The sequence below is a fragment of the Parafrankia elaeagni genome (genome assembly GCF_000374165.1).
Taxonomy (GTDB): domain Bacteria; phylum Actinomycetota; class Actinomycetes; order Frankiales; family Frankiaceae; genus Parafrankia; species Parafrankia elaeagni.
On the sequence record NZ_KB893717.1, the window covers coordinates 36288 to 58076 of the forward strand.

Consider the following 21789-nt stretch of genomic DNA (forward strand, 5'->3'; position numbering starts at 1 on the left):
CCGGCACAGGTTACGGTGGCCGCCGCGGTGGGAACCGACCATCACGGACCACATCGGACGCGGCACGCGCTCCGGTCATGCCGGCAGATCGGGGACGTGTGTGGGCGGGCGCAGCACCATTGCCGACCAGGGCAGCAGGGTCGGCGGGCTGCTCGCCGCCGCGGCGCTCCTGCTCGGGGTGCTCCTCGGCGGCTGCGACGAGGTGAACGAGGCTCTGGACGCGGCGGCGGGCACGCCGGCGCCCACCGCCGCCGCTCCCGGCGAGGCGGGTGCCGGCGGCGCGCCCGCGGCCACCGGATCGGCCCTGGAGCTGCTCGGCACGCTGCCCGTCCGCGGCGAGGACAACTCGCCCCCCTATCGGCGGGACGAGTTCGGAGCGTCCTGGTCGGACGTGGACAGAAACGGCTGCGACACCCGCAACGACATCCTGCATCGTGACCTTCGCAGTATCACCACGCGCAGGTCGGACGACTGCATCGTGCTGACCGGTGAGCTGCGGGACCCGTACACGACGCGGACGGTGCGGTTCGACCGGGAGCGCAGTGCCTCCGCCGTCCAGATCGACCACGTGATCGCGCTTGCGGATGCCTGGCGCACCGGCGCGCTGGAATGGTCGGACCAGGAGCGGCTCGCCTTCGCGAACGATCCGGAGAACCTGCTGGCCGTGGACGGACCGACGAACCAGCGGAAGAGCGACCAGGACGCCTCCGAGTGGCTGCCCCCCAGCCCCGGTGCCCGCTGCCCGTACATCGCCCGCCAGGTGGGCCTGAAGGCCCGCTACGGCCTCTGGCTGGAGCCCGCGGAGGCCACCGCGATGCGCGACGTCCTCCAGACCTGCCCCGCCCAGCCCCCCCTGGGCACCGCCCCCACCACACCCCGCTGAGCCCCAGGGAACTGGATACCAGGAACCGGCGACTCCGCACCAGGAACCCGGAGACCGGGGAACTCGGGGACCGGGAACTCGGGGACCGGGAACCGGGGAACTCGGGGGTTTCACCGCGGGGGGTCCCGGGGGCTCGCCCCCCCGAAAAAAGTCGCGGCCCGCCGCGAAGCAGACAAAAAGTCTGCGAACACGACGGGCCGGCTCGTGGGCGAGGGGGGAGTTGAACCCCCACGTCCGTTAAGACACACGGACCTGAACCGTGCGCGTCTGCCATTCCGCCACTCGCCCGAGTGGGACTATCAGCTTGCCGTGGCACACGCTACCACGCCGGAGATGTACTGAGGCGCCACCCCCCGCCGGGCGGGTGGCCATGTCAAGCTGCCGAGCCGTGGGACGGACCCGTCGGTGGGCATACGATCTCACAGACCGGGAGAAGGGAGGTCGGGCATGGGCGTGCTCCAGCGCTTCGAGCGGCGCCTTGGCGGCCTCGTCGAGGGCGCGTTCGCGAAGGTGTTCAAGGGCGGGGTCGAACCCGTCGAGATCGCCAGCGCGCTTGCTCGGGAGACCGACGATCGGCGCGCGAACAGCTCGAACCGGGTCCTGGTTCCGAACGAGTTCGCCGTCGAGCTCGCCGGCGGCGACTTCGCCCGGCTGTCCCCGTACTCCCGCGAGCTCTGCGACGAACTGGCGGAGATGGTCCGCGAGCACGCGGCCGAGCAGCGGTACACCTTCGTCGGCCCGGTGACGGTCCGCCTCGCGGAGGCCGCCGATCTCGATATCGGGGTCTTCCGGATCCGCAGCAGTGTCGCGTCGGCCGATGCGGCGGTGGTCGGCGGTCGCCGGGCGCGTCCCCGGTCGGCGGCGCCGGGCACTCCCCATCTCCTGATCACGACCCGGGCGCCGGGCGGATCCGGCGGCGCGGAGCGGGAGTATCCGCTGGACGCCGAGATCATCGTGATCGGCCGCAGCGTCGAATGCGACATCCGGCTCAACGACACCGGCGTGTCGCGGCGGCACGGCGAGATCCGCCGCCTGCCGGACGGGCAGTTCCTCTACGTGGATGCCGGCTCGACCAACGGCAGCCTGGTGAACGGCCGCGCGGCGACCCAGGTGAAGCTGATGAACGGCGACCGCATCGAGCTCGGCACGGCGGTGGTCGAGTTCCGCCGGGAGGATGCGCGCGCCGGTGCCACGGGTCCACGCGGCCCGCGTACCCCACCGCCGGCCGCGCGGTCGTCGGTCCCGCCGGGCCGCCCGGCGGATCAGCGGACCCCGCCGCCTTTCGACCCGCACCAGCCGACGTCCCCTGGCCGGCGGCCCGTGACGCCCGCGCCCGGGCGCGGGGATCGCGGGAACGACTACCGGGAAGGGCCGTCCCCCCGGTTCCGCGACGAGCCCGGCCCGCCCGACAGGTGGAGCCCGGGCCGCCGTGAGGAGAACTTCCGCGGCGGCCCGGCACCCCGCTATCGCGACGAGCCCGGCCCCGGCCTCCGACCGGGTCCGGGCCCCGGCCCCGGACCCGGACCGGACGAGTACCGGGAGGGCCCGTCCGCCCGGTTCCGCGACGACGGCCCGCCGGCACGCGACCGGCGGCCGGCCGGTGCTCCGCCGCTTCGCGGGCCGGGGCGCGGCGAGCGGGAACGCCCCTCCCCCGGCCGGGAGCCGCACCGGGATCAGCCTCGGGATCCTCGGCGCGACGGTGGGCGCGGCTTCCGCGGGGAGCCGGCCCGGGCCGACGACGGGCTCGAGGCGCTGGAACCACTCGACGAGCCGGACCCGTACGACTCCGGCCGAGCCGGCGGGCGTTACGGTGACGACAACCGCCGCAGGGGCTGGTAGCCGTGGATCCCACCGAGCCCAGCGAACTCGTCCTCCTGCTGGTCAAGATCGGCTTCCTGGCGTTGCTCTGGGGCTTCGTCCTGGTGGCGGTGCGGGCCGTTCGGCTGGACATGTTCGGTCCGACCCAGCGGCAGCGGCGGCGGCAGCCGGTGGTGGCGCGGGCGCCGTCCCCGGCGCCGAACGCGCGGCCGGAGCGGGTCCGGTCGCCCCGCCAGAACCCACGGCCTGTCCCACCGCCGGTGGCGGATCACACGCCGACCCGACTCGTGGTCACAAAGGGGCACCTTGCAGGCACAACAATCCCACTGGGCCCCGAGGTAATCACCATGGGACGGGCACCGGACTCGACTCTGGTCCTCGAGGATGACTTCGCGTCCGGCCGGCATGCGAGACTCGTTCCTCACGACGGACAGTGGTTCGTCGAGGACCTCGGCTCGACCAATGGCACATTCCTCAACCGCACGAAGGTGACGAGTCCCATGCCGGTACCTCTCGGCGCGCCGGTCAGGATCGGGAAGACCGTCCTGGAGCTGCACCGGTGAGCCTCAGGCTTCACTTCGCCGTCCGCTCGGATGTCGGGCATGTCCGAGAGGGGAACGAGGACTCCGCCTATGCGGGCGTTCGCCTGCTCGCGGTGGCCGACGGTATGGGCGGTCATGCCGCCGGGGAGGTCGCCAGCTCGACCGTGATCTCCCGGCTGGCCGAACTCGACGAGAACCTCTCGCCCCCCGACCTGCTCACCGAGCTGTCCGAGGCGGTTCGGGACGCGAACCGCCAGCTGCGTGACATGGCCCTGGAGAACAGCTCCCTCGACGGGATGGGCACGACGGTCACGGCGATGCTGTCCTCCGGGGAGCACCTGGGGCTGCTGCATGTCGGCGACTCCCGTGCCTACCTGCTGCGGGACGGCGAGCTGGCCCAGATCACCCACGACCACACCCTCGTCCAGGATCTGGTCGACCAGGGCCGGATCACCCCGGAGCAGGCGAACACCCATCCGCAGCGGTCGCTGCTGATGCGGGCGCTCGACGGCCGGGAGGTCGACCCGGACCTGTCGATGCGCCAGGCCGTCGTGGGTGACCGCTACCTGCTGTGCACCGACGGGCTGTCCGGGGTGGTGAGCGAGGAGACCATCCTGGAGGCGCTGCTGCTCGACCAGCCGCAGGACGCCGTCGACCGACTGGTCGAGCTGGCGCTCAAGGGCGGTGGGCCGGACAACATCACCGTGGTCGTGGCCGACGTGCTCGAGGACGGTCACGACGACGACGCGCCGCTGGTGGCCGGCGCGGCCGCGGAGAAGCGTGTCGTCCCGCATGCGGCGGCGGCCCGGTCCGGCCCGAATCCACGGAACGCGGACTCGGAGTCGGCGGCCGCCAAGGCGGCCCGCATCGGCCGCACCGGGTTCTACCGCCGCGGTTCCCACGAGCCGGGGGACGACCCCGACGAGGATCCCGAACGAGCCCCTGCACGCGGTGGGGGGCGGCGGCGCCTGTTCGTCTCGACCATGGTGCTGGTGCTGGTCGTCGCGGGTGCGACGGTGGGCTGGACCTGGGTGCGGGGCCAGTACTACGTCGGTGTGGACGACGAGAAGGTCGCGGTCTTCCAGGGCCTGAAGGGGAGCATCGCCGGCGTCTCCCTGTCGACGGTGCGCTCCCGCCACCAGCCGTTGAGCGAGGTGGCGGAGCCGCAGCGCGACCGGCTGCGCGACGGCATCCGCGCCGACGACCTGGCCGACGCCAACCTGATCATCTCGGAGCTGGAGCGACCGGACGACTCCGACGACATCGCGGACCCGGCATCCGAGACCGCGGCCACGCCTTCGCCGGCTGTCGTGCCGGACGCGAAAACCTCCGGATCCGAGTTGCCGTCCCCGGTGGCGGGCGTGTGCCCGACCGCGAGCCCCGTCCCCGTGCCGAACTGCCCTCCGCCGGCCGTGCCCCCCTCCCCGTGAGCACGGTCGCCTGATGACTCTCCCCCCACTCCGCAGGCCCAGATCGGCTGACCTCACCGCCACCTTCGCCGGCTTCCCGCTGCCGAGTGGGCTCGAACTTCCGCCGTACCGCCGCCGTGAGCTGCTCCTGCTCAGCTACGCCGGCGTCCTGGCCACCGCGGCGTTAGCCGCGCTGACGCTCGCCCACGACGGCGCGATCGGCTTCCAGGTCTTCACCTACGGCCTCGGCTTCTTCTCCCTGTGGGCGCTGGGGCACCTCGCCGTCCGCCGGTTCGCGCCCGCCGCGGACCCCGTGCTGCTGCCGGTGGTGGCGGCGCTCAACGGGCTCGGCCTGGTGATGATCTACCGGCTGGACCTGGCGAAGGCCGACGCGGCCCGCCGTGCCGGTCGGGCGATACCGACCGGAGCCGCGCAGACACAGCTGGTCTGGACGCTGCTCGCGATCGCCGTGTTCGTCCTCGTGCTCGCGGTCGTGCGCGACCATCGCAGCCTCGCCCGGTACGCCTACACCGCCGGGCTCGCCGGCCTGGTCTTCCTGATGCTGCCGATCGCGCCCGGCATCGGCGCGACCATCAACGGCGCCCGGCTGTGGCTGCAGGTCGGGCCGTTCTCGTTCCAGCCCAGCGAGGTCTCGAAGATCATCCTTATGATCTTCTTCGCCGCCTACCTGGTGAACAAGCGGGACGTCCTCTCGGTGGCCTCGCGGTCGTTCCTCGGCATGAAGATCCCGCGAGCCCGTGACCTGGGGCCTGTCCTGGTCGCCTGGCTGGCCAGCCTCGGCGTGCTGGTGGTCCAGAAGGACCTCGGGTCGTCGCTGCTGTTCTTCGGGATGTTCCTGGTGATCCTCTATGTGGCCACCCAGCGGGCGTCCTGGGTGGCCATCGGCCTCGCGCTGTTCATGCTCGGCGCCGTCGTGGCGCACAGCCTGTTCGGCCACGTGCAGATCCGGGTAGACGGCTGGCTGCACGCCTTCGACGGGGACAACCCGTCCGACACGTCGTTCCAGCTCGTCCAGGGCCTGTACGGCTTCGCGGCGGGCGGGATCACCGGCACCGGGATCGGCCAGGGCAGCCCGCAGCGGGTGCCGTTCGCGAACACCGACTTCGTCATGGCCAGCCTGGGCGAGGAGCTCGGGCTGACCGGTGTGATGGCGGTCCTGCTGCTGTACGCCCTCGTCGCGGCCCGCGGCATCCGGGCCGCGCTCGGCGCCAAGGACCCGTTCGGCAAGCTGCTGGCCACCGGGCTCTCCGCGACCCTGGCACTGCAGGTGTTCGTCCAGGTCGGCGGCGTGATGCGGCTGATCCCGCTGACGGGGCTGACGTTGCCGTTCGTCTCGTACGGCGGGTCGTCCATCGTCGCCAACGCCGCGATCATCGCGCTGCTGCTGCGGATCAGCGACGCCGCTCGGCGCCTGGACGAACCTGTGCCGGATGCGCCCCTGTTCGACCCCAGCGCGGTCTCCGAAAGCCCCACCCAGGTGGTGAAGACCACGTGAACACCCCGGTCCGCAAGGTGGCCCTCGCCTGCATGGTGCTGTTCGCGGCGCTGCTGGTGAACGCCAACTGGATCCAGGTCGGCCAGGTCGACCGGCTCAAGACCGAGCCGACCAACGCACGCCAGATCACCGAGCGCCTGGAGCGGCAGCGTGGCGGGATCATCTCCGGCGACACCCAGCTCGCGATCTCCGTCCCGGTCGACGACGAGTACAAGTTCCAGCGCCAGTACCCGGCCGGCCAGCTTTATGCCAATGTGACCGGCTACTACACCCTTTTCACCGCGGCGGGTCTCGAACGTTCCGAGGACGTGTTCCTGTCGGGGGACGACGACCGCCTTCTCGCCAGCCGGGTGACCGATCTGTTCACCGGTGAGGAGCGGCGCGGCGGCACCGTCGTGACCACGATCGTGCCCCGCCTCCAGCAGGTGGCGGCCGAGGCGCTCGGGGACCGCACCGGTGCCGTCGTCGCGCTCGACCCGGCGACCGGGGCGATCCTCGCCATGGTCACGAGCCCGACCTACGACCCGAACACCCTGGCCACGCACGACGAGTCGGCCGCGACCGAGGCCTACCAGGCGCTGGCCGGCGCCGAGAGCCAGCCGCTGCTGAACCGCCCGGCGCAGCAGACCTATCCGCCCGGCTCGACGTTCAAGCTGATCACCGCGGCGGCCGCGCTGGCCGCCGGGTACGAACCGGAGACCCGGGTCCCCGCGCCCGACGAGCTCACACTCCCGCAGAGCACCACAGTGCTACCCAACTTCGGCGGGGAAACCTGTGGGGACGGCAGGACGGATACTCTGATCCACGCACTGACCATCTCCTGCAACACCGCATTCGCCGAGCTGGGAATAGAGCTGGGAGGCGACGTTCTGCGGAACCAGGCGGAGGCTTTCGGCTTCGACTCGACGATCGAGGACTTCCCGCTCCAGCAGGCCCGCAGCATCTTCCCGGACGGCCTCGACGGAGCTCAGACGGCGCAGTCGGCAATCGGCCAGTTCAACGTCCGGGCGACCCCCTTGCAGATGGCGGAGGTGGCCGCGGCGATCGGCAACGGGGGTGTCCGGATGAAGCCCTATCTCGTCTCCGAGCTGCAGGGCCCGGATCTCAAACGGCTCAGCCGCACCGAGCCGGCCGAACTCGGCCGGCCCGTCACTCCCGAGGTCGCGGCCAAGCTCACGACGATGATGCAGAGCGTCGTGAGCTCCGGCAGCGGCCGCAGAGCCCAGATCTCCGGCGTGGACGTCGCCGGGAAGACCGGCACCGCCGAGCACGGGGCCGGTGAGGCGCCGCACGCCTGGTTCGTCGGTTTCGCCCCGGCCAGCTCCCCGCGGGTGGCTGTTGCTGTGATCGTCGAGGACGGAGGCGGCGAGCTCGGAACCGGCGGCGCTGTCGCAGCGCCCGTTGCCCAGAAAGTCATGCAGGCCGCATTGGACACGCAACGATGAGCACATCTGCCAACAGCCCGTCGCAGCCGTTCGCCGGCGCGGCCTCCCCCAACACCGTGCTCGACAACCGCTACCGCCTCGACGGCCGGATCGCGACCGGTGGCATGGGCGAGGTCTGGCGCGGGCTCGACCAGACGCTCGGCCGTCCCGTCGCGGTGAAGCTGCTGCGCCCCGAGTACGCCAGCGACGAGTCGTTCCTCGTCCGCTTCCGCGGTGAGGCCCGGCACGCCGCCCGGCTGTCACACCCCGGCGTCGCCTCCGTCTACGACTACGGCGAGGTCTCCACCGCCGACGACTACCCGACCGCCTACCTGGTGATGGAGCTGGTGGAGGGCGAGCCGCTCTCCGCCGTGCTGCACCGGGAGAAGCGGCTCACCCCCGACCGGATGCTCGACGTCCTCGGGCAGGCCGCCGACGCGCTGCAGGCCGCGCACGCGCTCGGCGTCGTGCACCGGGACGTGAAGCCGGGCAACCTGCTGCTCCGCCACGACGGAGCGGTCAAGGTCACCGACTTCGGGATCGCCCGGGCGGTGGACGCGGCCCCGCTCACCGCGACCGGCATCATGATGGGGACGGCCTACTACGTGTCGCCGGAGCAGGCCTCGGGCCGCCCGGTGACACCGGCGAGTGACGTCTACTCCCTCGGCGTCGTCGCCTACGAGTGCCTGGCCGGGCGGCGCCCGTTCGACGACCGCAACCCGATCGTCGTCGTGATGGCGCACCAGCAGGACAACCCCCCGCCGCTGCCGTCCGACATCCCGTACCAGGTCAGGGCACTCGTCGAGTCCGCCATGGCGAAGGACGCCGGGCGCCGGCCGGGGTCGGCGGGCGCGTTCGCCCGGTCGGCGGCCAGCATCCGGCGCGCGCTGTGGAACGCCGAGGCCGGGCGGTGGAACGGCGCGGACGCCACCACCCGTCATCCAGCACCGTCGGCACCACCGAATTTCGGGCCGGGGAACTCCCGGGCCCCGAGCCTCCCCCGGACACCGTCGTGGAACCGGCCGAGCGGGCCTTCCTGGCAGCAGCCGGGCGGCGCGGATCCGGCGGCCGGCGGCGGTCCCAGCGCCGGTGCCGGTGCCGGTGCCGGTCAGGGCATGCCCGCCACCGTGCTGCAGCCGTCGCCCGGAGCCGGTCCCGGGCCGGGCCCCGGCAGGCCGGGTGGTGGCCAGGCGGGACCCTCCGGGCCGGGCCGGTCGGGGCCGGGTTCCGCGGGCCCGCCGGGATCGCGCGGCGGCACCGGGCGGCTGTACAGCCCCGGCGAGTTCGCCGACTACGAGGCCAACTACCAGGGCAACAACGACTTCGGGCCGCGGGGCCAGGGCGGCCACGGTGACCCGGCCGGCACCCTTTACCAGCCGTCCCAGCCCAGCTGGTCGGACGAGCCCGGCGACGCGGCGGGCGGGCGCCCGGGCCGCCGCCGGCCCGTCCCGGCGAGCGGCGGACGGCGCCGGCTGCCGATGCCTGTTCTCATCGCGCTGCTGATCCTCACCGTGCTGGTGGTCGCTGTGATCACCCGTGAGTTCGCGGAGAGGGGAGGGTCCGAGAACAACAGTGCAGCCCCAGCAAGTGTGCTGCATCTCACACCCGTGGTAGAAAAGATCGTCGGTGCGGGCGGCGAAGCGACTGGCACCGTGGTGGCCGGCGCGAGACAGCCGACGACGGGTGACAATCTGTGACCGATGTAACGGAGAGATACGACGCTCAGCCGAGGCTCGTCGGCGAGCGGTACGAGCTCGGCGGATGCATCGGCTACGGCGGCATGGCCGAGGTCTACCGGGGCCGCGACATCCGGCTGGGCCGCGAGGTCGCCGTGAAGACGCTGCGCGCCGACCTGGCGCGCGACCCGACCTTCCTCGCCCGGTTCCGCCGCGAGGCGCAGTCCTCGGCGTCGCTGAACCATCCCGCGATCGTCTCGGTGTACGACACCGGCGAGGACGTCATCAACGGGACGCAGCTCCCGTACATCGTCATGGAGTTCGTCGAGGGCCAGACCCTGCGGGACATCATCCAGGCCCGGGGGCCCCTCGACGAGCGGTACGCGATGCAGGTCACCGCGGAGGTCTGCGCCGCGCTGGACTACAGCCACCGGATGGGCATCATCCACCGCGACATCAAGCCCGCGAACGTCATGGTCGGGGCGGACGGCGCGGCGAAGGTGATGGACTTCGGCATCGCCCGCGCGACGACCGCGACGTCGTCCACGATGACCGCCACCTCCGCGGTGATCGGCACGGCCCAGTACCTCTCCCCGGAGCAGGCCCGCGGCGCGCGGGTCGACTCCCGCAGCGACGTCTACTCCACCGGCGTGCTGCTCTACGAGCTGCTGACCGGCGAGCCGCCGTTCCGCGGCGACAACCCGGTCGCCGTCGCCTACCAGCACGTCCGCGAGATCCCGCCGCCGCCGTCGAGCCACGACCCGCGGATCTCCCCCGCGGCCGACGCCGTCGTGCTCAAGGCGATGGAGAAGGACCCGGACGACCGCTACGCGACCGCCGGCGAGATGCGTGACGACCTCGAGCGCGCGCTGGGCGGCCAGCGGGTGCACGCGATGATGACGGGCGGCGCCGACGAGACGATGCTCGGCGCGGGAAGCACGGCGACGGCCGGCACCGCGCTGCTCGGCCGCTCCGGCGGCGGCTACGACAACCGCTACGACGACCGCGGCGGCTACGACGACGACGGCTACGACGACCGCACGCAGATCCGGGGCGAGTCCTACGACCGCTTCGAACGGACCGGGCCGGTCAACCGCTACGACGACGACGGCCGCTACGACGAGCCCGGGCGCTACGACGAGCCCGGCCGCGGCCGGCCGGGCGGCGACCGCGACGGCTCGCCCATCCTCAAGTTCGTCCTCGCCGGCCTAGGTGCCGTCCTGGTCTTCGTCGTGGTGGCGCTGCTCGCCACCTCCCTGCTCGGCGACGACGGCGGCGAGGACACGGCCAGCGCGCAGATCACGATCCCGAGTGACCTCATCGGCAAGCCGTACAACGACGTGATCCGGGCGCTGCGGGCCGAGGGCTGGACGGGCACGGAGGACAAGAAGGACGAGCAGAACGACCAGTTCGACCCGGACACCGTGCTGAGGATGATGCCGGCCCCGGGCGCGCCGATCGACCCCGACGAGACCGTGACCATCACCGTCGCGATCGCGAAGGGCCAGCAGACGGTTCCGTCGACGCTCGTCGGCATGACCGAGCAGGCCGCGACGGAGACGTTGCGCGCCGCCGGTCTGGAGGCGGTGGCGGTGCAGTACTTCGACGCCGCCCAGTATGGGGTGGGCAAGGTCGAGAGGAGCGAGCCCACGCCCGGCGCCCTTGTCAGCGCCGGGGCGACCGTCACGATCTACGTGGTGAACCCGCAGGTCAACGTGCCGGACGTACGGGGCAGAACCGCGGAGGCGGCCGCCGCCGAACTGCGCAGGTTCGGGCTCGAGGTCGCCCAGCAGGCTTCCCAGGACGCTTCCCGCCCGCCCGGCACCGTCGCCGACCAGAGCCCGAACGGCAACAGTGTCGCCCGCGGCTCCACAGTGACGATCTTCGTCGTGCAGCAGGCCACCCAGCAGACGCCGACCTCACCGCCCACCACCGGAGGCACCGGGGAGCCCGAGGAGACGACACCGCCCGAGGAGACCCCGACCGCCCCGCAGACGACACCGCCGGTGACGACGCCGCCGGTGACGACGACACCCACGGCCGGCGGGCCTCCGTTCAGCGGTGGGCCAGGCCAGAACGGCGGCTTGCGAAACAACTGACCGGGCCGGGCCCCGGGCCGGGCCGGGTCAGGAGCCAGGGGTCAGGGGTCAGGCGAAAGCGGCCAGGCGCAGCGTCTCGACCTCCGCCGCGAGGGCGGGGGCGAGGCGGCTGGCCGCCCCGCCGTCGCCGCACGTCTCCAGCCAGCGGGCGAGCATCAGGTGCCCGCCCTGGGTCAGCACCGACTCGGGGTGGAACTGGACGCCTTCGAGCGGCAGCTCGCGGTGGCGCATCGCCATCACCACCCCGCTCTCGGTGCGGGCTGTCACCTCGATCTCGGCGGGCAGCGTGGGCTCCTGGACCGCCAGCGAGTGGTAGCGCGTCGCGACGAACGGCGACGGCAGGTCGGCGAGCACCCCGGCACCCGCGTGGTGAACCACCGACGTCTTGCCGTGCAGCAGCTCCGGCGCCCGGTCGACCGTCGCGCCGTAGGCGACGCCGAGAGCCTGATGCCCCAGGCACACCCCGAACAGCGGCAGCCGGCGGTCGGCGCAGGAGCGCACCATCGGGATGCTGACCCCGGCCGCCTCGGGCGTGCCCGGCCCCGGGGAGAGGAGCACGCCGTCGATGCCGAGACCGCCGACGTCCGCCGGGTCGATCTCGTCGTTGCGCCGCACCAGGCACTCGGTCTCCAGCTGGCCGAGGTACTGGACCAGGTTGAACACGAACGAGTCGTAGTTGTCGACGACCAGGATCCGCATCAGGCCTCCCGGGGCACGGCACCGGGCGCGGCGCGCCCACGGGTACGGCTTCCATCCTGCCGCACGCTCAGCCGGTGCCCGGCCCGATGTCGGTGAGCGGGTCCCCACTGTGCGCGGGCAGGAGCAGGTCGGCGTCCGTCACGACGCGGTACCCGAGGCCGTAGGCCGCCACGTAGTCCCGGTACAGCCGCACCCCGGGATCGCCGTCCAGCGCGCCGCGCAGCGCGGTCTGGTCACCGATCGCGCTGATCCGGAAGGGGGGTGAGTAGACCCGGCCCTCGAGCAGCAGCGTGTTGCCGACGCAGCGGACCGCCGTCCGGGGGGTGACCCGGTGGTTCATGATGGCCATGGCCTCGGCGCCACCCGCCCACAGCGCGTTCACCACCGCCTGGACGTCCTGCTGGTGCACGACGAGATCGTTCGGGCCCGGCGAGCGGATGCCGGCGGGCAACGGCCGGCCCCGGGTCTCCCGCGCCGCGTCGTCCAGCTCGACGGTCACCGCCGGGCCGCGGACGGCGGTGAGGCCGACCTGGGCGGCGAGCTCGGCGCGCCGCAGCCGCGGATCGTCCGCGTCCGGCGCGTCCGGCGCGTCCGGCGCGTCCGGCGCGTCCGGCGCGTCCGGCGCGTCCGGCGCGTCCGGCGCGTCCGGCGCCGGCGCCGGCCCCGGTGCTTCGGACGTGGGCGTGGGTGTGGACGGCGAAGGTGTCGGCGACACGGACGCGGAGGGGGCCGGCCGGTCGGGGGATGCCGCCCCGCCGGATCCCAGTGCCGCCCGCTCGCCGCGGACCCGCTCCGCCTCGGCGCTCAGGCGGCGGCGGTCCTCGGCGACGAAGTCGGCGACGCTCGCGACACCCGACCCGCCGGCACGGCCTGCCGCGGGTGTGGTCGCGACCGCACCGCAGACGAGGGCGACCAGCACGGCGGACGTCGCGGCCGCGGCCAGCCGCCAGGCACCCGGCCAGCTGGCACGCTGATGCGTCCGGCGGTCAGTGATGTCGTCCCGGTCAGTGATGTCGTCCGTGGCGCCTCGGGCCCTTCCCATGTCGCGCCGTCCTCCGGTGGGCGGCGGTCGCGGTCGGCCACTGTCCGCAGCCGTGGTTGCCACCGCCGCAGGCTACGCCGCGGACCACAGCCCGCATACGGCCGGCTCCGGTCGGCGTGCCGGGCAGGCGCCACGCCGCGGGGACACCGGGACACCTCAGTCGGCGCCCATACGGCTTCCGGACGGTCACACTGTCTACCCTGGTGACGAACGTCGCGATGACGCCCGCCCGGCACCCCGGCCGGCGCACCGTGCGAGCCTGGTCACGAGGAGCCCCCAGTGCCCGAATCCCGACGCCGGAAGTCGAAGAAGCCGGCGGCGACCGCCCCCCAGGGCAGCACCCGCACGCCGAAGCGCAAGCCACCGTCGCCGCCCTGGTTCGGGGCGATGATCCTGGCGTTCTTCCTGATCGGCATTGCCTATCTGCTCGTCTACTACTTCTCCGACGGCGGGGTGCTCGGGATGGAGAGCCTCGGCGGCTGGAACATCCTGGTCGGTTTCGGGTTCGTGGTCGTCGGGCTGGCAGTGTCGACCCAGTGGCGCTGAGCGGTCCAGCCGACGCTGAGCGGTCCCGTGGCGCCGCGATGACTTCCACCGATGTCATTCATCCACAACCGTTGTCCACAATGTGGATATCCGGCATACGGAACCCTTATGCCCGACGGGCCGACGCTGTTCCCGACAGGGCCGGCACAACGGGCCCCGGCCCGTTACGCCGGGGCCCGTTGCCGATCAGCCGGCGTAGGAGGGCTGGGGGCGGGAGTCGCCGCCCTCGGCCCCGATGACGTACATCACCGCGTTGATCAGGGCCAGGTGGGTGAAGGCCTGTGGGAAGTTGCCCAGGTGGCGGCCGTCTGCCGGGTCGATCTCCTCGGCGTAGAGGTCCAGCGGGCTGGCCAGGCTCAGCAGCCGCTCGCACAGCTGCCGGGCCCGGGTGACCTCCCCGATCTCCACGAGCGCCGACACCAGCCAGAACGAGCAGATGAGGAACGCGCCCTCCTCGCCCTCGGCCCCGTCATCGGTCTCGTCCGTCCGGTAGCGCAGGACAAGACCGTCCACGGTCAGCTCGTCGGCGACGGCGAGCACGGTGGCCTTCACCCGGTCGTCGGTCGGGGGCAGGAAGCCCAGCAGCGGCATCAGCAGCACCGAGGCGTCCAGGGCGGTCGACCCGTAGTACTGGGTGAACACGCCGCGGTGGTCGACTCCGTTGGCCAGCACGTCCGCATGGATCTCCTGCGCGATGCCGCGCCACCGCTCGGCCGTGGTGTAGTCACCGCGCATCTGCGCCAGCTGCCGGCCGCGGTCGAGCGCCACCCAGCAGAGCATCTTGGACGCCGTGAAGTGCTGGGGTTTGCCGCGGACCTCCCACATCCCCCGGTCGGGCTCCCGCCAGTGCGTCGCCGCGGCCTCGACGAGCCGGACGAGCACCGTCCACAGCCGTTCGGACAGGTAGTCCCGCGAACGGGTGTGCAGGTAGACCGAGTCGAGGATGACGCCCCACACGTCGTGCTGGCGCTGCTGGGCCGCCGCGTTGCCGACCCGGACGGGGGTGGCACCGTCGTAGCCGGACAGGTGCCCGAGGATCTCCTCGTCGATCCGCGGCTCGCCGCCGACCCGGTACATCACCTGGATGTCGTCGGCGTGCTCGGCGACGTCCGCGATGAACGAGAAGAAGTCGTCCGCCTCGTAGTCCAGGCCGAGGGTGTAGAGGCCCCACAGGGCGAACGTCGAGTCGCGGATCCAGCTGTACCGGTAGTCCCAGTTGCGCTCGCCGTGCGGGGTCTCCGGCAGGGACGTCGTCGCGGCGGCGAGCAGCGCGCCGGTCGGTGCGTAGGTCAGGCCCTTCAGCGCGAGGGCGCTGCGCTGGAGATGCCGGCGCCACGGGTGGTCCGGGAACCTCCCGCGGGACAGCCACTGCCGCCAGAACTCGGTGGTGCTCTCGACCGCCGTACAGGCCTGGCGGTAGTCGGCGGGCAGCAGCGGGTCCTCCGCCCGCCAGGTCAGCGCGACGAACGCGGTGTCGCCCTCCCGCAGCGTCGTCCGGGCCAGCGCCCGGCGGCCGTCGAAACCGAGCCGCAGGTCGGTGCGCAGCCGCAGCGAGACGCCCGAGGACGGATCGGCGTCCGGCCCGGTCTCCGGGCCGGCGTGGCTGATCACACCGGTGGAGTAGTCGTCGCCTTCGTAGCACCATGACTCGGGGCTGCGCCCGTAGTCGAAGTTCGGCTCACAGACGAGGCTCAGGTCGACGTCGCCGTGCTCGCACCGGGCGAGCCGCAGCAGCACGTGGTCGGCGTCCCAGTCGCCGGGGGTGCGACGGTGCGTCTTGGAGCGCCGGTGGGTGCGGTGCCACCGGCCGACGACCAGGCAGTCCGTGACGATCAGCCACCCGGTGGGTGTCTGCCAGGTGGTCTCCAGGACGTTGGTCCCCGGCAGGTAGCGGCGACCGGCCGGAATGAACGTCCGGTCCGGGCCGAAGCGGAACCCGCCCGCTGACCGGTCGAGCACCGCCCCGAACACGCTCGGCGCGTCGGGGCGGGGCACGCACATCCACTCGACGTTCCCGCTTGGCGCGACCAGGCAGTTCGTCTCGCAGTCGGAGAGGAACCCGTACTCGGCGATCGGCGGGAACGGGCTCCCCCCGCCACGTCGCGTCGGTGTGTGCGCCACTGTTCCCCCTCCACCCGCGCCGCGGTGCCGCGACGCCGTCGCCCGCGACCGGCCGCCCCTTCCCCGCGGATCGGACCACCAGATCGCTACTTTGAGTAAAAGTAAGAACGCGAATGGTAGCCAGACCCGGAGGGCGCGCAAGCCACCCGGCCGCGCCGTCGGCAAGCCGACACCGGCTGGCGGGGCCCGGGGTCAGCCGGGCCGGCGTGGGGTCCGGTAGTCCACGAACGCCTCCTCGGCGGCCCACGCCGCGTAGCGGTCCGGACCCAGCGCGGCCAGCGCGCCCGCCGTCTGCGAGGCATGCGCCCGCAGTGCGGCGATCTTGCGTTCCAGTAGGGCCCCGGTGGGCCGCAGCCGGGCCGCGAGCACCTCCTCCGCCACGACCGGGCTGTCCTCCTCAGCCTCCTCGGCGTCCTCGTTCATCCGCACGCCAAGGATCTCCTCCACGTCCCGGCTCTGGGCGGCACGGTCGGCGGTCGCGGCCGCGTACAGCAGGCGGGCGCCGGCCGGGGCCGCCCGCTCGAACGCGGCCGTCGCCCAGGCCGAGACTGCGCGGTGGTCCGGGTGGCCGGTGAAACCGTCCGGTCCGAAGGTCACGACAGCGGCCGGGCTGACGGCGCGGATGACCTCGGCGATCCGATGCACCGGTCCGGCCGGCGGGATCTCGGCGCAGCCACCGTCGGGCAGGCCGAGCAGAACCTGCTCGCGGACCCCGAGGACGTCCAGCGCCCCGGCCAGTTCGGCCACCCGCAGCTGGCCGAGCGTCGTTCCCGGCGGCGAGCCGGGCGGGACCGGCCCGCCCCGCTCGCCGCGCGTGGCCGTCAGGCAGACGACCCTGGCTCCGAGCCCCGCGGCCACCGCCATCAGCGCTCCGGACAGGTAGGTCTCGTCGTCCGGATGCGCCCAGATCCCGAGCAGTGGCCCCGGCGGGGGCGGCGCCGGGGTCGCCGCACCGGCGCGGCGACCGCCGAGAAGGTCGAGAACCAGCGTTCCGACCAGCCCGGTCGGCCCAGCCAGCCCGGTCGGCCCAGCCAGCCCGGTCGGCCCGCGGCTCATCTCCGGGCCTCGATGACGATGTTGACCATCGTCTCCGCGGCCACCCGGACGGAGCCGAACCCGCCGGCCCGGAGGACCTCGGCGATCCGCGCCGGTCCGGCCATGCCGCCCAGGGCGTCCCGGCCGGGTGCGTCGCCGTGGGCGGCGTGGGCGGCGTGGGCGGCGTGATCACCATCGGTACCCGGCTCGGGCTGCGAGAGCGCGTCGGGCAGGCAGACGAGGGTCGATGCCGCGTAGAAACTCTGCCCGACGACGTCGGTGTTGTCCTCCACCCTGTCCGCCGCGCGCGGCTCCACCAGCATCAGCGTGCCGCCGGGGGCGAGCGCCCGGTAGCACGCCGCGGCGGCGGCCACCGCGTCCCGAACGTGGTGGAAGGAGTCGAAGAAGCAGATGAGGCTGTAGCCGCCGCCGATGTCGCCGGTCACCGGGGCCACCGCGAAGGTCGTCCAGTCGGCGACCCCGGCCCGGTGGGCGGCCGTCCGCGCGGCGTGCACCGACTGCGGGTGCGGGTCGACGCCGTGGAAGGTGGACGACGGGAAGGCCTCCGCCATGAGCAGGGTCGACGAGCCGTGGCCGCAGCCGACGTCGAGCACCTTCACGCCGGAGCGCAGCCGGTCGACGATCCCGTCCAGCGCGGGGAGCCACTCACTGACCAGGCTGGCCCGGTAGAGCGGACCGAAGTAGCGGTGGACGCCGCTGTACAGCCGCGGGTCGTGGCTTCCCCACTCGATGCCACCGCCGGTGCGGAACGTGTCGACCAGCCTGTCCGCGGCGGCGTAGAAACCCATGATCGACTCGTAGCCGCCGGCCGAGGCCGCTGGCGAGTTCGGGTCCGCGAGCACCGCGGCCCATTCGGCCGGCAGGTGGAACTGCTCGTTCGCCGGGTCGTAGCGCAGGTTGCCGGCGGCGTACTGGGACGCCAGCCACTCCCGCAGGTAGCGCTCCACCAGGCCGGTCCGCGCCGCGAGCTCCCCGCTGGTGACCGGCCCCGCGGCCGCGAGAGCCGCCCACAGGCCGAGCCTGTCACCGAGCCACCCGAGGGCGCTCACCGTGGCGGTCGCCTGGTCCTGGGCGATCTTGAAGGCGAACCGCTCGACCTCCGCCAGGTCGAAGCCTCCCTGGGCCAGAGCCGTGTCGTCCGCCGTCGTGCCGTCCGCTGTGGTCTCGGTGGTCTCGATGGTCTCGATGGTCTCGGTGGTCATGGCCGCCTCCTGCTGCCGGCGGGCTCCGGAGGGTGTCGCACACCCGTCCGGGATGAGCCCGGTGATGAACACCTCCGAGGCTGCGTGAGCCGGCTTGAATGGGAGCTGCACGCCAGATGCACGCGGTTGCACGGCTCTTCCGCCGACAGGGAGGGGTCGGCCGGGAGGGGAGGAGCACAGATGACCGGCGGCACCATCCCCGACGACCGTTCCGCTCCGTGGGCGGATGTGGAGGTCGACCTCCTCGGCCCGATGCGGCTGCGCGTCGACGGGTCGGAGGTCGCCGTTCCCGGCGCCCGGCGGCGGGCCCTGCTGGCCACGCTGGCACTGGCCCAGGCGAGGGTCGTCGGAGTCGGCGCGCTCACCGAGGCCGTCTGGGGCACGGAGCCGCCCACCTCCGCCGGCCCGACACTGCACAGCCACCTCTCGCGGATCAGAGGCCACCTCGGGGCACGGGCCGACCACCTCCTCCGGGACGGCGGCGGCTATCGGCTCGTGCTCGCCGCCAACAGCCTCGACGCCGCCCGGGCGGAGGCGTCCGCGGCGCGGGCCCGAGCGCTGCGCCCGACCGATCCGGCGGCCTCGGCCGACCAGCTGCGGCTGGCCCTCGGCCTGTGGCGGGGTGACGCCCTGGCGGAGTTCGGCGAGGGTGGCCCGCTCGGTGCCGAGGCCGTCCGGCTGGCCCGGCTGCGCCAGACGCTCACCGATGATCTCCTGGATGCTCGCCTCGGCTGCGAACCCGCGGCGGTCGTGATCGGGGATGCCATGCACGCCGCGGCCGCCGACCCGTTACGGGAGGCCGCGCACCTGCTGCTCATCCGCGCACTGGCACTGGACGGCCGGGCCCCCGAAGCACTCTCCGTCGCCCGCGGCTTCCGCCGCCGGCTCGCCGACGAGACGGGTCTGGCCGCGTCGGCGGCGCTCGCCGATCTCGAACGCGCGGTGGCCCGCGGCGAGCTCGTTCCCACCGCCCCACCATCTGTCCGTGCTGCTGCCGCGGCACCGTCTTCGCAGCCCACGGAGCAGCCCACGGAGCAGCCCACGGAGCGGGGCACGCCCGGCGACCGGGCTCGGCGGGTCCCTCAGGACCCGCCGAGCCCGCGAGTCCGCCTGCCCCGCTCCCCCACACCTCTGCTGGGACGCGCCGACGAGCTGGACCGACTCGCCGAGCTGCTGCGCGCCGACCGGTGCGTGACCATCGTCGGGCCCGGCGGCGTGGGCAAGACGCGCATCATGCTGGACCTCGTGCACCGTGCCGCCCCGCTGTGGCCGGACGGGGCCACCCTGGTCGAACTGGCACCCGTGCGGGACGAGGCGACAGTGCCCTTCGTTCTCGCGCAGGCGCTGGAGGTCAGCACCCGAGGTGACCTGCTGCATGCCGTGATCGACTTCCTGTCGACCCGCCGGCAGATCCTCGTGATCGACAACTGCGAGCACCTGCTGGACGCCGCCCGCGCCCTGGTGGTCGAACTGCTCCGCTGGGTGCCGCACCTCGCGGTGCTGACCACGAGCCGGGCCCCGCTGGGCGCGGCCGGCGAGTGGGTGTTCCGCCTCGGGCCGCTCGCGCTGCCCGCGCCGGGCACCGATCCGGCCGACGCCGCCGACGCGGCCGCCGTCCGGTTGTTCCTCGACCGCGCGAGGCAGGCCCGCGGCGGCACCGAGCTGAGTCGCGCGGCCGTCGGCGACGCCGTGGAGATCTGCCGCGGGCTGGACGGCCTGCCGCTGGCGATCGAGCTGGCGGCGAGCCGGCTGACGGTACTGCACCCGACCGACCTGCGCGCCCGGATGGACACCGGGCTCGATCTCGGCCGGGGTGGCGGGGGGCCTGCCGACGACCATCGCCACCAGACCCTGCGCGGCACGATCGCCTGGTCCTACCGCCTGCTCGACGCCCGCGCCCAGCGGCTTTTCCGTCATCTGGCCGCGGTCCCGGGTGTCTTCGAGCTGTCGGTCGCCGAGTTCGTCGCCACGGCGATCGCCGACGACGATCCGGTGGCCGCGCTGGGTGCTCTCGTCGACACATCGATGGTGGAGACGGTCCCGTCACCGGTCGACCCCGGCAGCGGCACAGCGTTCCGGATGTTGGACAGCATCCGGGCGTACGGGACGGAGGCGGCGCGCGCGGCCGGTGAGCTCGAGGCCGCCCAGGATCTGGTCGCCGCCTGGTCCTGCACGTTCAGCCGGGCCGCGGCGGCGGGCCTGACCGGTGGGGACGCGCCGTGGTGGGGCCGGCGCATCCTCGCCGCGCTGCCCGTGCTGCGGGCCGGCCGCGAACGGCTGCTGGAGCGCGGTGACGTGGCGGCCGCGGTACGGATCTGCGTCGACATCGAGGAGTACGCGATCTGGCACGACAACGCCGAGCTGTGGGCCTGGACGCTGGACAGCACCGAGCTTCCCGGAGTCGCCGACCTGCCGGACGCGGCGCAGCTGCTCGCCGCCGCCAGTCACGCGGCGTGGCGGTCGGGCAGCCTGGCGCAGGCCGTCGACCTCGCCCGGCGCTCGCTCGCCTGCGCCCAGGACGAGATCGGGGTCAGTGTCGCCCAGTACGCGCTGGGCACCGTCGCGCTGTTCACGGGCGACTACGACGCCTCCGTCGAGAACCTCACCGCCTGCGCCGAGGTGGACTCGTACCGCATCCCGAACCAGCTGGCCGTCGCGGCGCTGGCGGCGGCCTACGGCGGCCGGGACGCGCTGGCCGAGCAGCTGATCACCCGCGCCGACCGGCTCATGGCCGGCACCACCATGGCGGTCACCCGGGCGTTCGTCCCCTACGTCCAGGCGGAGATCCACACGCACAGCGACCCCGCGCTGGCCCGTCGGCACGCCGAGCGCGCCCTGCGCGAGGCCCGTTCCAGCGCCATCACCTTCATCGCGGGGGTCACACTGGTCACACTGGCCTCGTCCGCGGCTCGCACCGGCGATCTGGCCACCGCGGTCGCCTGCTACCCGGAGGTGATCCAGCAGTGGCTGCGGACCGGAAGCTGGCCGCAGCAGTGGACCACCCTGCGTAACGCGGCCGACCTGCTCGCCCGGCTGGGCCGGGAGGAGGACGCGTTGCTGATGCTGATCGCGGCGGAGGCGGACCCCGATGCCCCCGCGGTGGTGGGAGTCGATGCGGAGCAGCTCGCGGGCCTGCTCACGAGGCTGGACGCCCATCTCGGCGACGCGGTGGCAAGCCGGATCCGGCAGGACGCGCTCCGGTTGGGTCGGGTGGAGGTGGTGGAACGGGCGCTGGCCGCCGTCGCCGCCCTTCGCACCGCGACCCCGGATACGGCGGATGCCACGGACGCGGCGGCGAGGATCTGACCGTGGCGCCGCAGAAGCTTTCCTGGTCTCCCTCGCTGCTGCGGTGCGCCGCGTACGCGGCGGGCGGCGGCGCCCTGCTCGTCGTCGCCGCCGTCGAGAGCCTGGCCTGGCGGGCGGCGTCCCTCGACAACGCGGGACGCCTGCTCGTCGGTCTGGTCGGCCTGGGGCTGGTGGGGCTGGCCGTCCGGGACGCGGCAGGCCGGCCCGCGCTGCGGCTGACCGCCGGCGGACTCGACTACGTGGACGGGCTGCGCCGCCGGCACCTGCCCTGGGCCGCGGTGCTCGGCGTTCGCTCCGCGGCCCTGACCCACAACCGCCGCCTCGTCCACGTGCGCACCCTGGAGATCGAGACCCTCGATGGGCCGGTGCTGATCAGCCGCCGGCAGCTCGGTGCGGATCCGGAGCAGGTAGCGGAGATCATCGAGGAGCAGCGCGCCCGGCTCGGCTGAG

General features: G+C 73.4%; 16 protein-coding genes and 1 tRNA gene. 11 read left to right on the top strand and 6 right to left on the bottom strand.

Annotated features, from left to right (window positions below; all coding sequences use genetic code 11):
• Nucleotides 1–100 precede the first annotated feature (100 nt).
• On the top strand, nucleotides 101–883 hold the full coding sequence (locus B207_RS0110990) for an HNH endonuclease family protein (RefSeq protein ID WP_018636585.1): 783 nt from the start codon (nucleotides 101–103) through the stop codon (nucleotides 881–883).
• 205 nt (nucleotides 884–1088) lie between these two features.
• On the opposite strand, the gene B207_RS0110995 is transcribed toward B207_RS0110990, so the two are convergent.
• Nucleotides 1089–1171: transfer RNA gene (locus tag B207_RS0110995), tRNA-Leu, on the bottom strand.
• 159 nt (nucleotides 1172–1330) lie between these two features.
• Here B207_RS0110995 and B207_RS0111000 point away from each other — a divergent pair.
• From B207_RS0111000 to pknB, 7 genes are read left to right on the top strand one after another with little or no spacing between them, the layout of a single operon-like run.
• On the top strand, nucleotides 1331–2722 hold the full coding sequence (locus B207_RS0111000) for an FhaA domain-containing protein (protein WP_018636586.1): 1392 nt from the start codon (nucleotides 1331–1333) through the stop codon (nucleotides 2720–2722).
• Nucleotides 2723–2724: 2 nt separating this feature from the next.
• Complete coding sequence (locus B207_RS0111005) at nucleotides 2725–3264, top strand: FHA domain-containing protein FhaB/FipA (protein WP_018636587.1); 540 nt, start codon at nucleotides 2725–2727, stop codon at nucleotides 3262–3264.
• Complete coding sequence (locus B207_RS0111010) at nucleotides 3261–4673, top strand: PP2C family protein-serine/threonine phosphatase (RefSeq protein ID WP_018636588.1); 1413 nt, start codon at nucleotides 3261–3263, stop codon at nucleotides 4671–4673. Before B207_RS0111005 ends, B207_RS0111010 begins: the two co-directional genes overlap by 4 nt.
• Before the next feature lie 13 nt (nucleotides 4674–4686).
• Nucleotides 4687–6168, top strand: coding sequence for an FtsW/RodA/SpoVE family cell cycle protein (locus B207_RS0111015; RefSeq protein WP_018636589.1), 1482 nt, complete (start codon nucleotides 4687–4689; stop codon nucleotides 6166–6168).
• Complete coding sequence (locus B207_RS0111020) at nucleotides 6165–7613, top strand: peptidoglycan D,D-transpeptidase FtsI family protein (RefSeq protein ID WP_018636590.1); 1449 nt, start codon at nucleotides 6165–6167, stop codon at nucleotides 7611–7613. Before B207_RS0111015 ends, B207_RS0111020 begins: the two co-directional genes overlap by 4 nt.
• Nucleotides 7610–9289, top strand: a complete 1680-nt coding sequence (locus tag B207_RS0111025) for a serine/threonine-protein kinase (RefSeq protein ID WP_018636591.1) — start codon at nucleotides 7610–7612, stop codon at nucleotides 9287–9289. Before B207_RS0111020 ends, B207_RS0111025 begins: the two co-directional genes overlap by 4 nt.
• Entirely contained in the window at nucleotides 9286–11367 is a 2082-nt protein-coding gene (pknB, locus tag B207_RS0111030) for a Stk1 family PASTA domain-containing Ser/Thr kinase (RefSeq protein WP_018636592.1), read from the top strand. The genes B207_RS0111025 and pknB overlap by 4 nt, the downstream gene beginning before the upstream one ends.
• 48 nt (nucleotides 11368–11415) lie before the next feature.
• On the opposite strand, the gene B207_RS0111035 is transcribed toward pknB, so the two are convergent.
• Together B207_RS0111035 and B207_RS38210 are read right to left on the bottom strand one after the other, a co-directional pair.
• Nucleotides 11416–12066, bottom strand: a complete 651-nt coding sequence (locus tag B207_RS0111035) for an aminodeoxychorismate/anthranilate synthase component II (RefSeq protein ID WP_018636593.1) — start codon at nucleotides 12064–12066, stop codon at nucleotides 11416–11418.
• 67 nt (nucleotides 12067–12133) lie between these two features.
• On the bottom strand, nucleotides 12134–13108 hold the full coding sequence (locus B207_RS38210; protein WP_018636594.1) for a DUF881 domain-containing protein: 975 nt from the start codon (nucleotides 13106–13108) through the stop codon (nucleotides 12134–12136).
• Between the two features lie 279 nt (nucleotides 13109–13387).
• On the opposite strand from B207_RS38210, the gene B207_RS0111045 reads away from it, so the two are divergent.
• Complete coding sequence (locus B207_RS0111045; protein ID WP_018636595.1) at nucleotides 13388–13654, top strand: cell division protein CrgA; 267 nt, start codon at nucleotides 13388–13390, stop codon at nucleotides 13652–13654.
• Between the two features lie 186 nt (nucleotides 13655–13840).
• Here B207_RS0111045 and B207_RS0111050 read toward each other — a convergent pair whose 3' ends face one another.
• From B207_RS0111050 to B207_RS0111060, 3 genes are all read right to left on the bottom strand, one after another.
• Complete coding sequence (locus tag B207_RS0111050) at nucleotides 13841–15775, bottom strand: glycoside hydrolase family 15 protein (RefSeq protein ID WP_018636596.1); 1935 nt, start codon at nucleotides 15773–15775, stop codon at nucleotides 13841–13843.
• Between the two features lie 192 nt (nucleotides 15776–15967).
• Nucleotides 15968–16831 (bottom strand): PIG-L deacetylase family protein, encoded by an 864-nt coding sequence (locus tag B207_RS0111055; RefSeq protein ID WP_018636597.1) that lies wholly within the window; start codon nucleotides 16829–16831, stop codon nucleotides 15968–15970.
• Entirely contained in the window at nucleotides 16828–18033 is a 1206-nt protein-coding gene (locus B207_RS0111060) for a class I SAM-dependent methyltransferase (RefSeq protein WP_154675275.1), read from the bottom strand. Before B207_RS0111060 ends, B207_RS0111055 begins: the two co-directional genes overlap by 4 nt.
• Nucleotides 18034–18213: 180 nt before the next feature.
• Between B207_RS0111060 and B207_RS0111065 the strand changes: the two genes are divergently transcribed.
• Entirely contained in the window at nucleotides 18214–21339 is a 3126-nt protein-coding gene (locus B207_RS0111065) for an AfsR/SARP family transcriptional regulator (RefSeq protein WP_018636599.1), read from the top strand.
• A 2-nt stretch (nucleotides 21340–21341) separates the two neighbouring features.
• Nucleotides 21342–21788, top strand: coding sequence for a PH domain-containing protein (locus B207_RS0111070; RefSeq protein ID WP_018636600.1), 447 nt, complete (start codon nucleotides 21342–21344; stop codon nucleotides 21786–21788).
• Nucleotide 21789 lies beyond the last annotated feature (1 nt).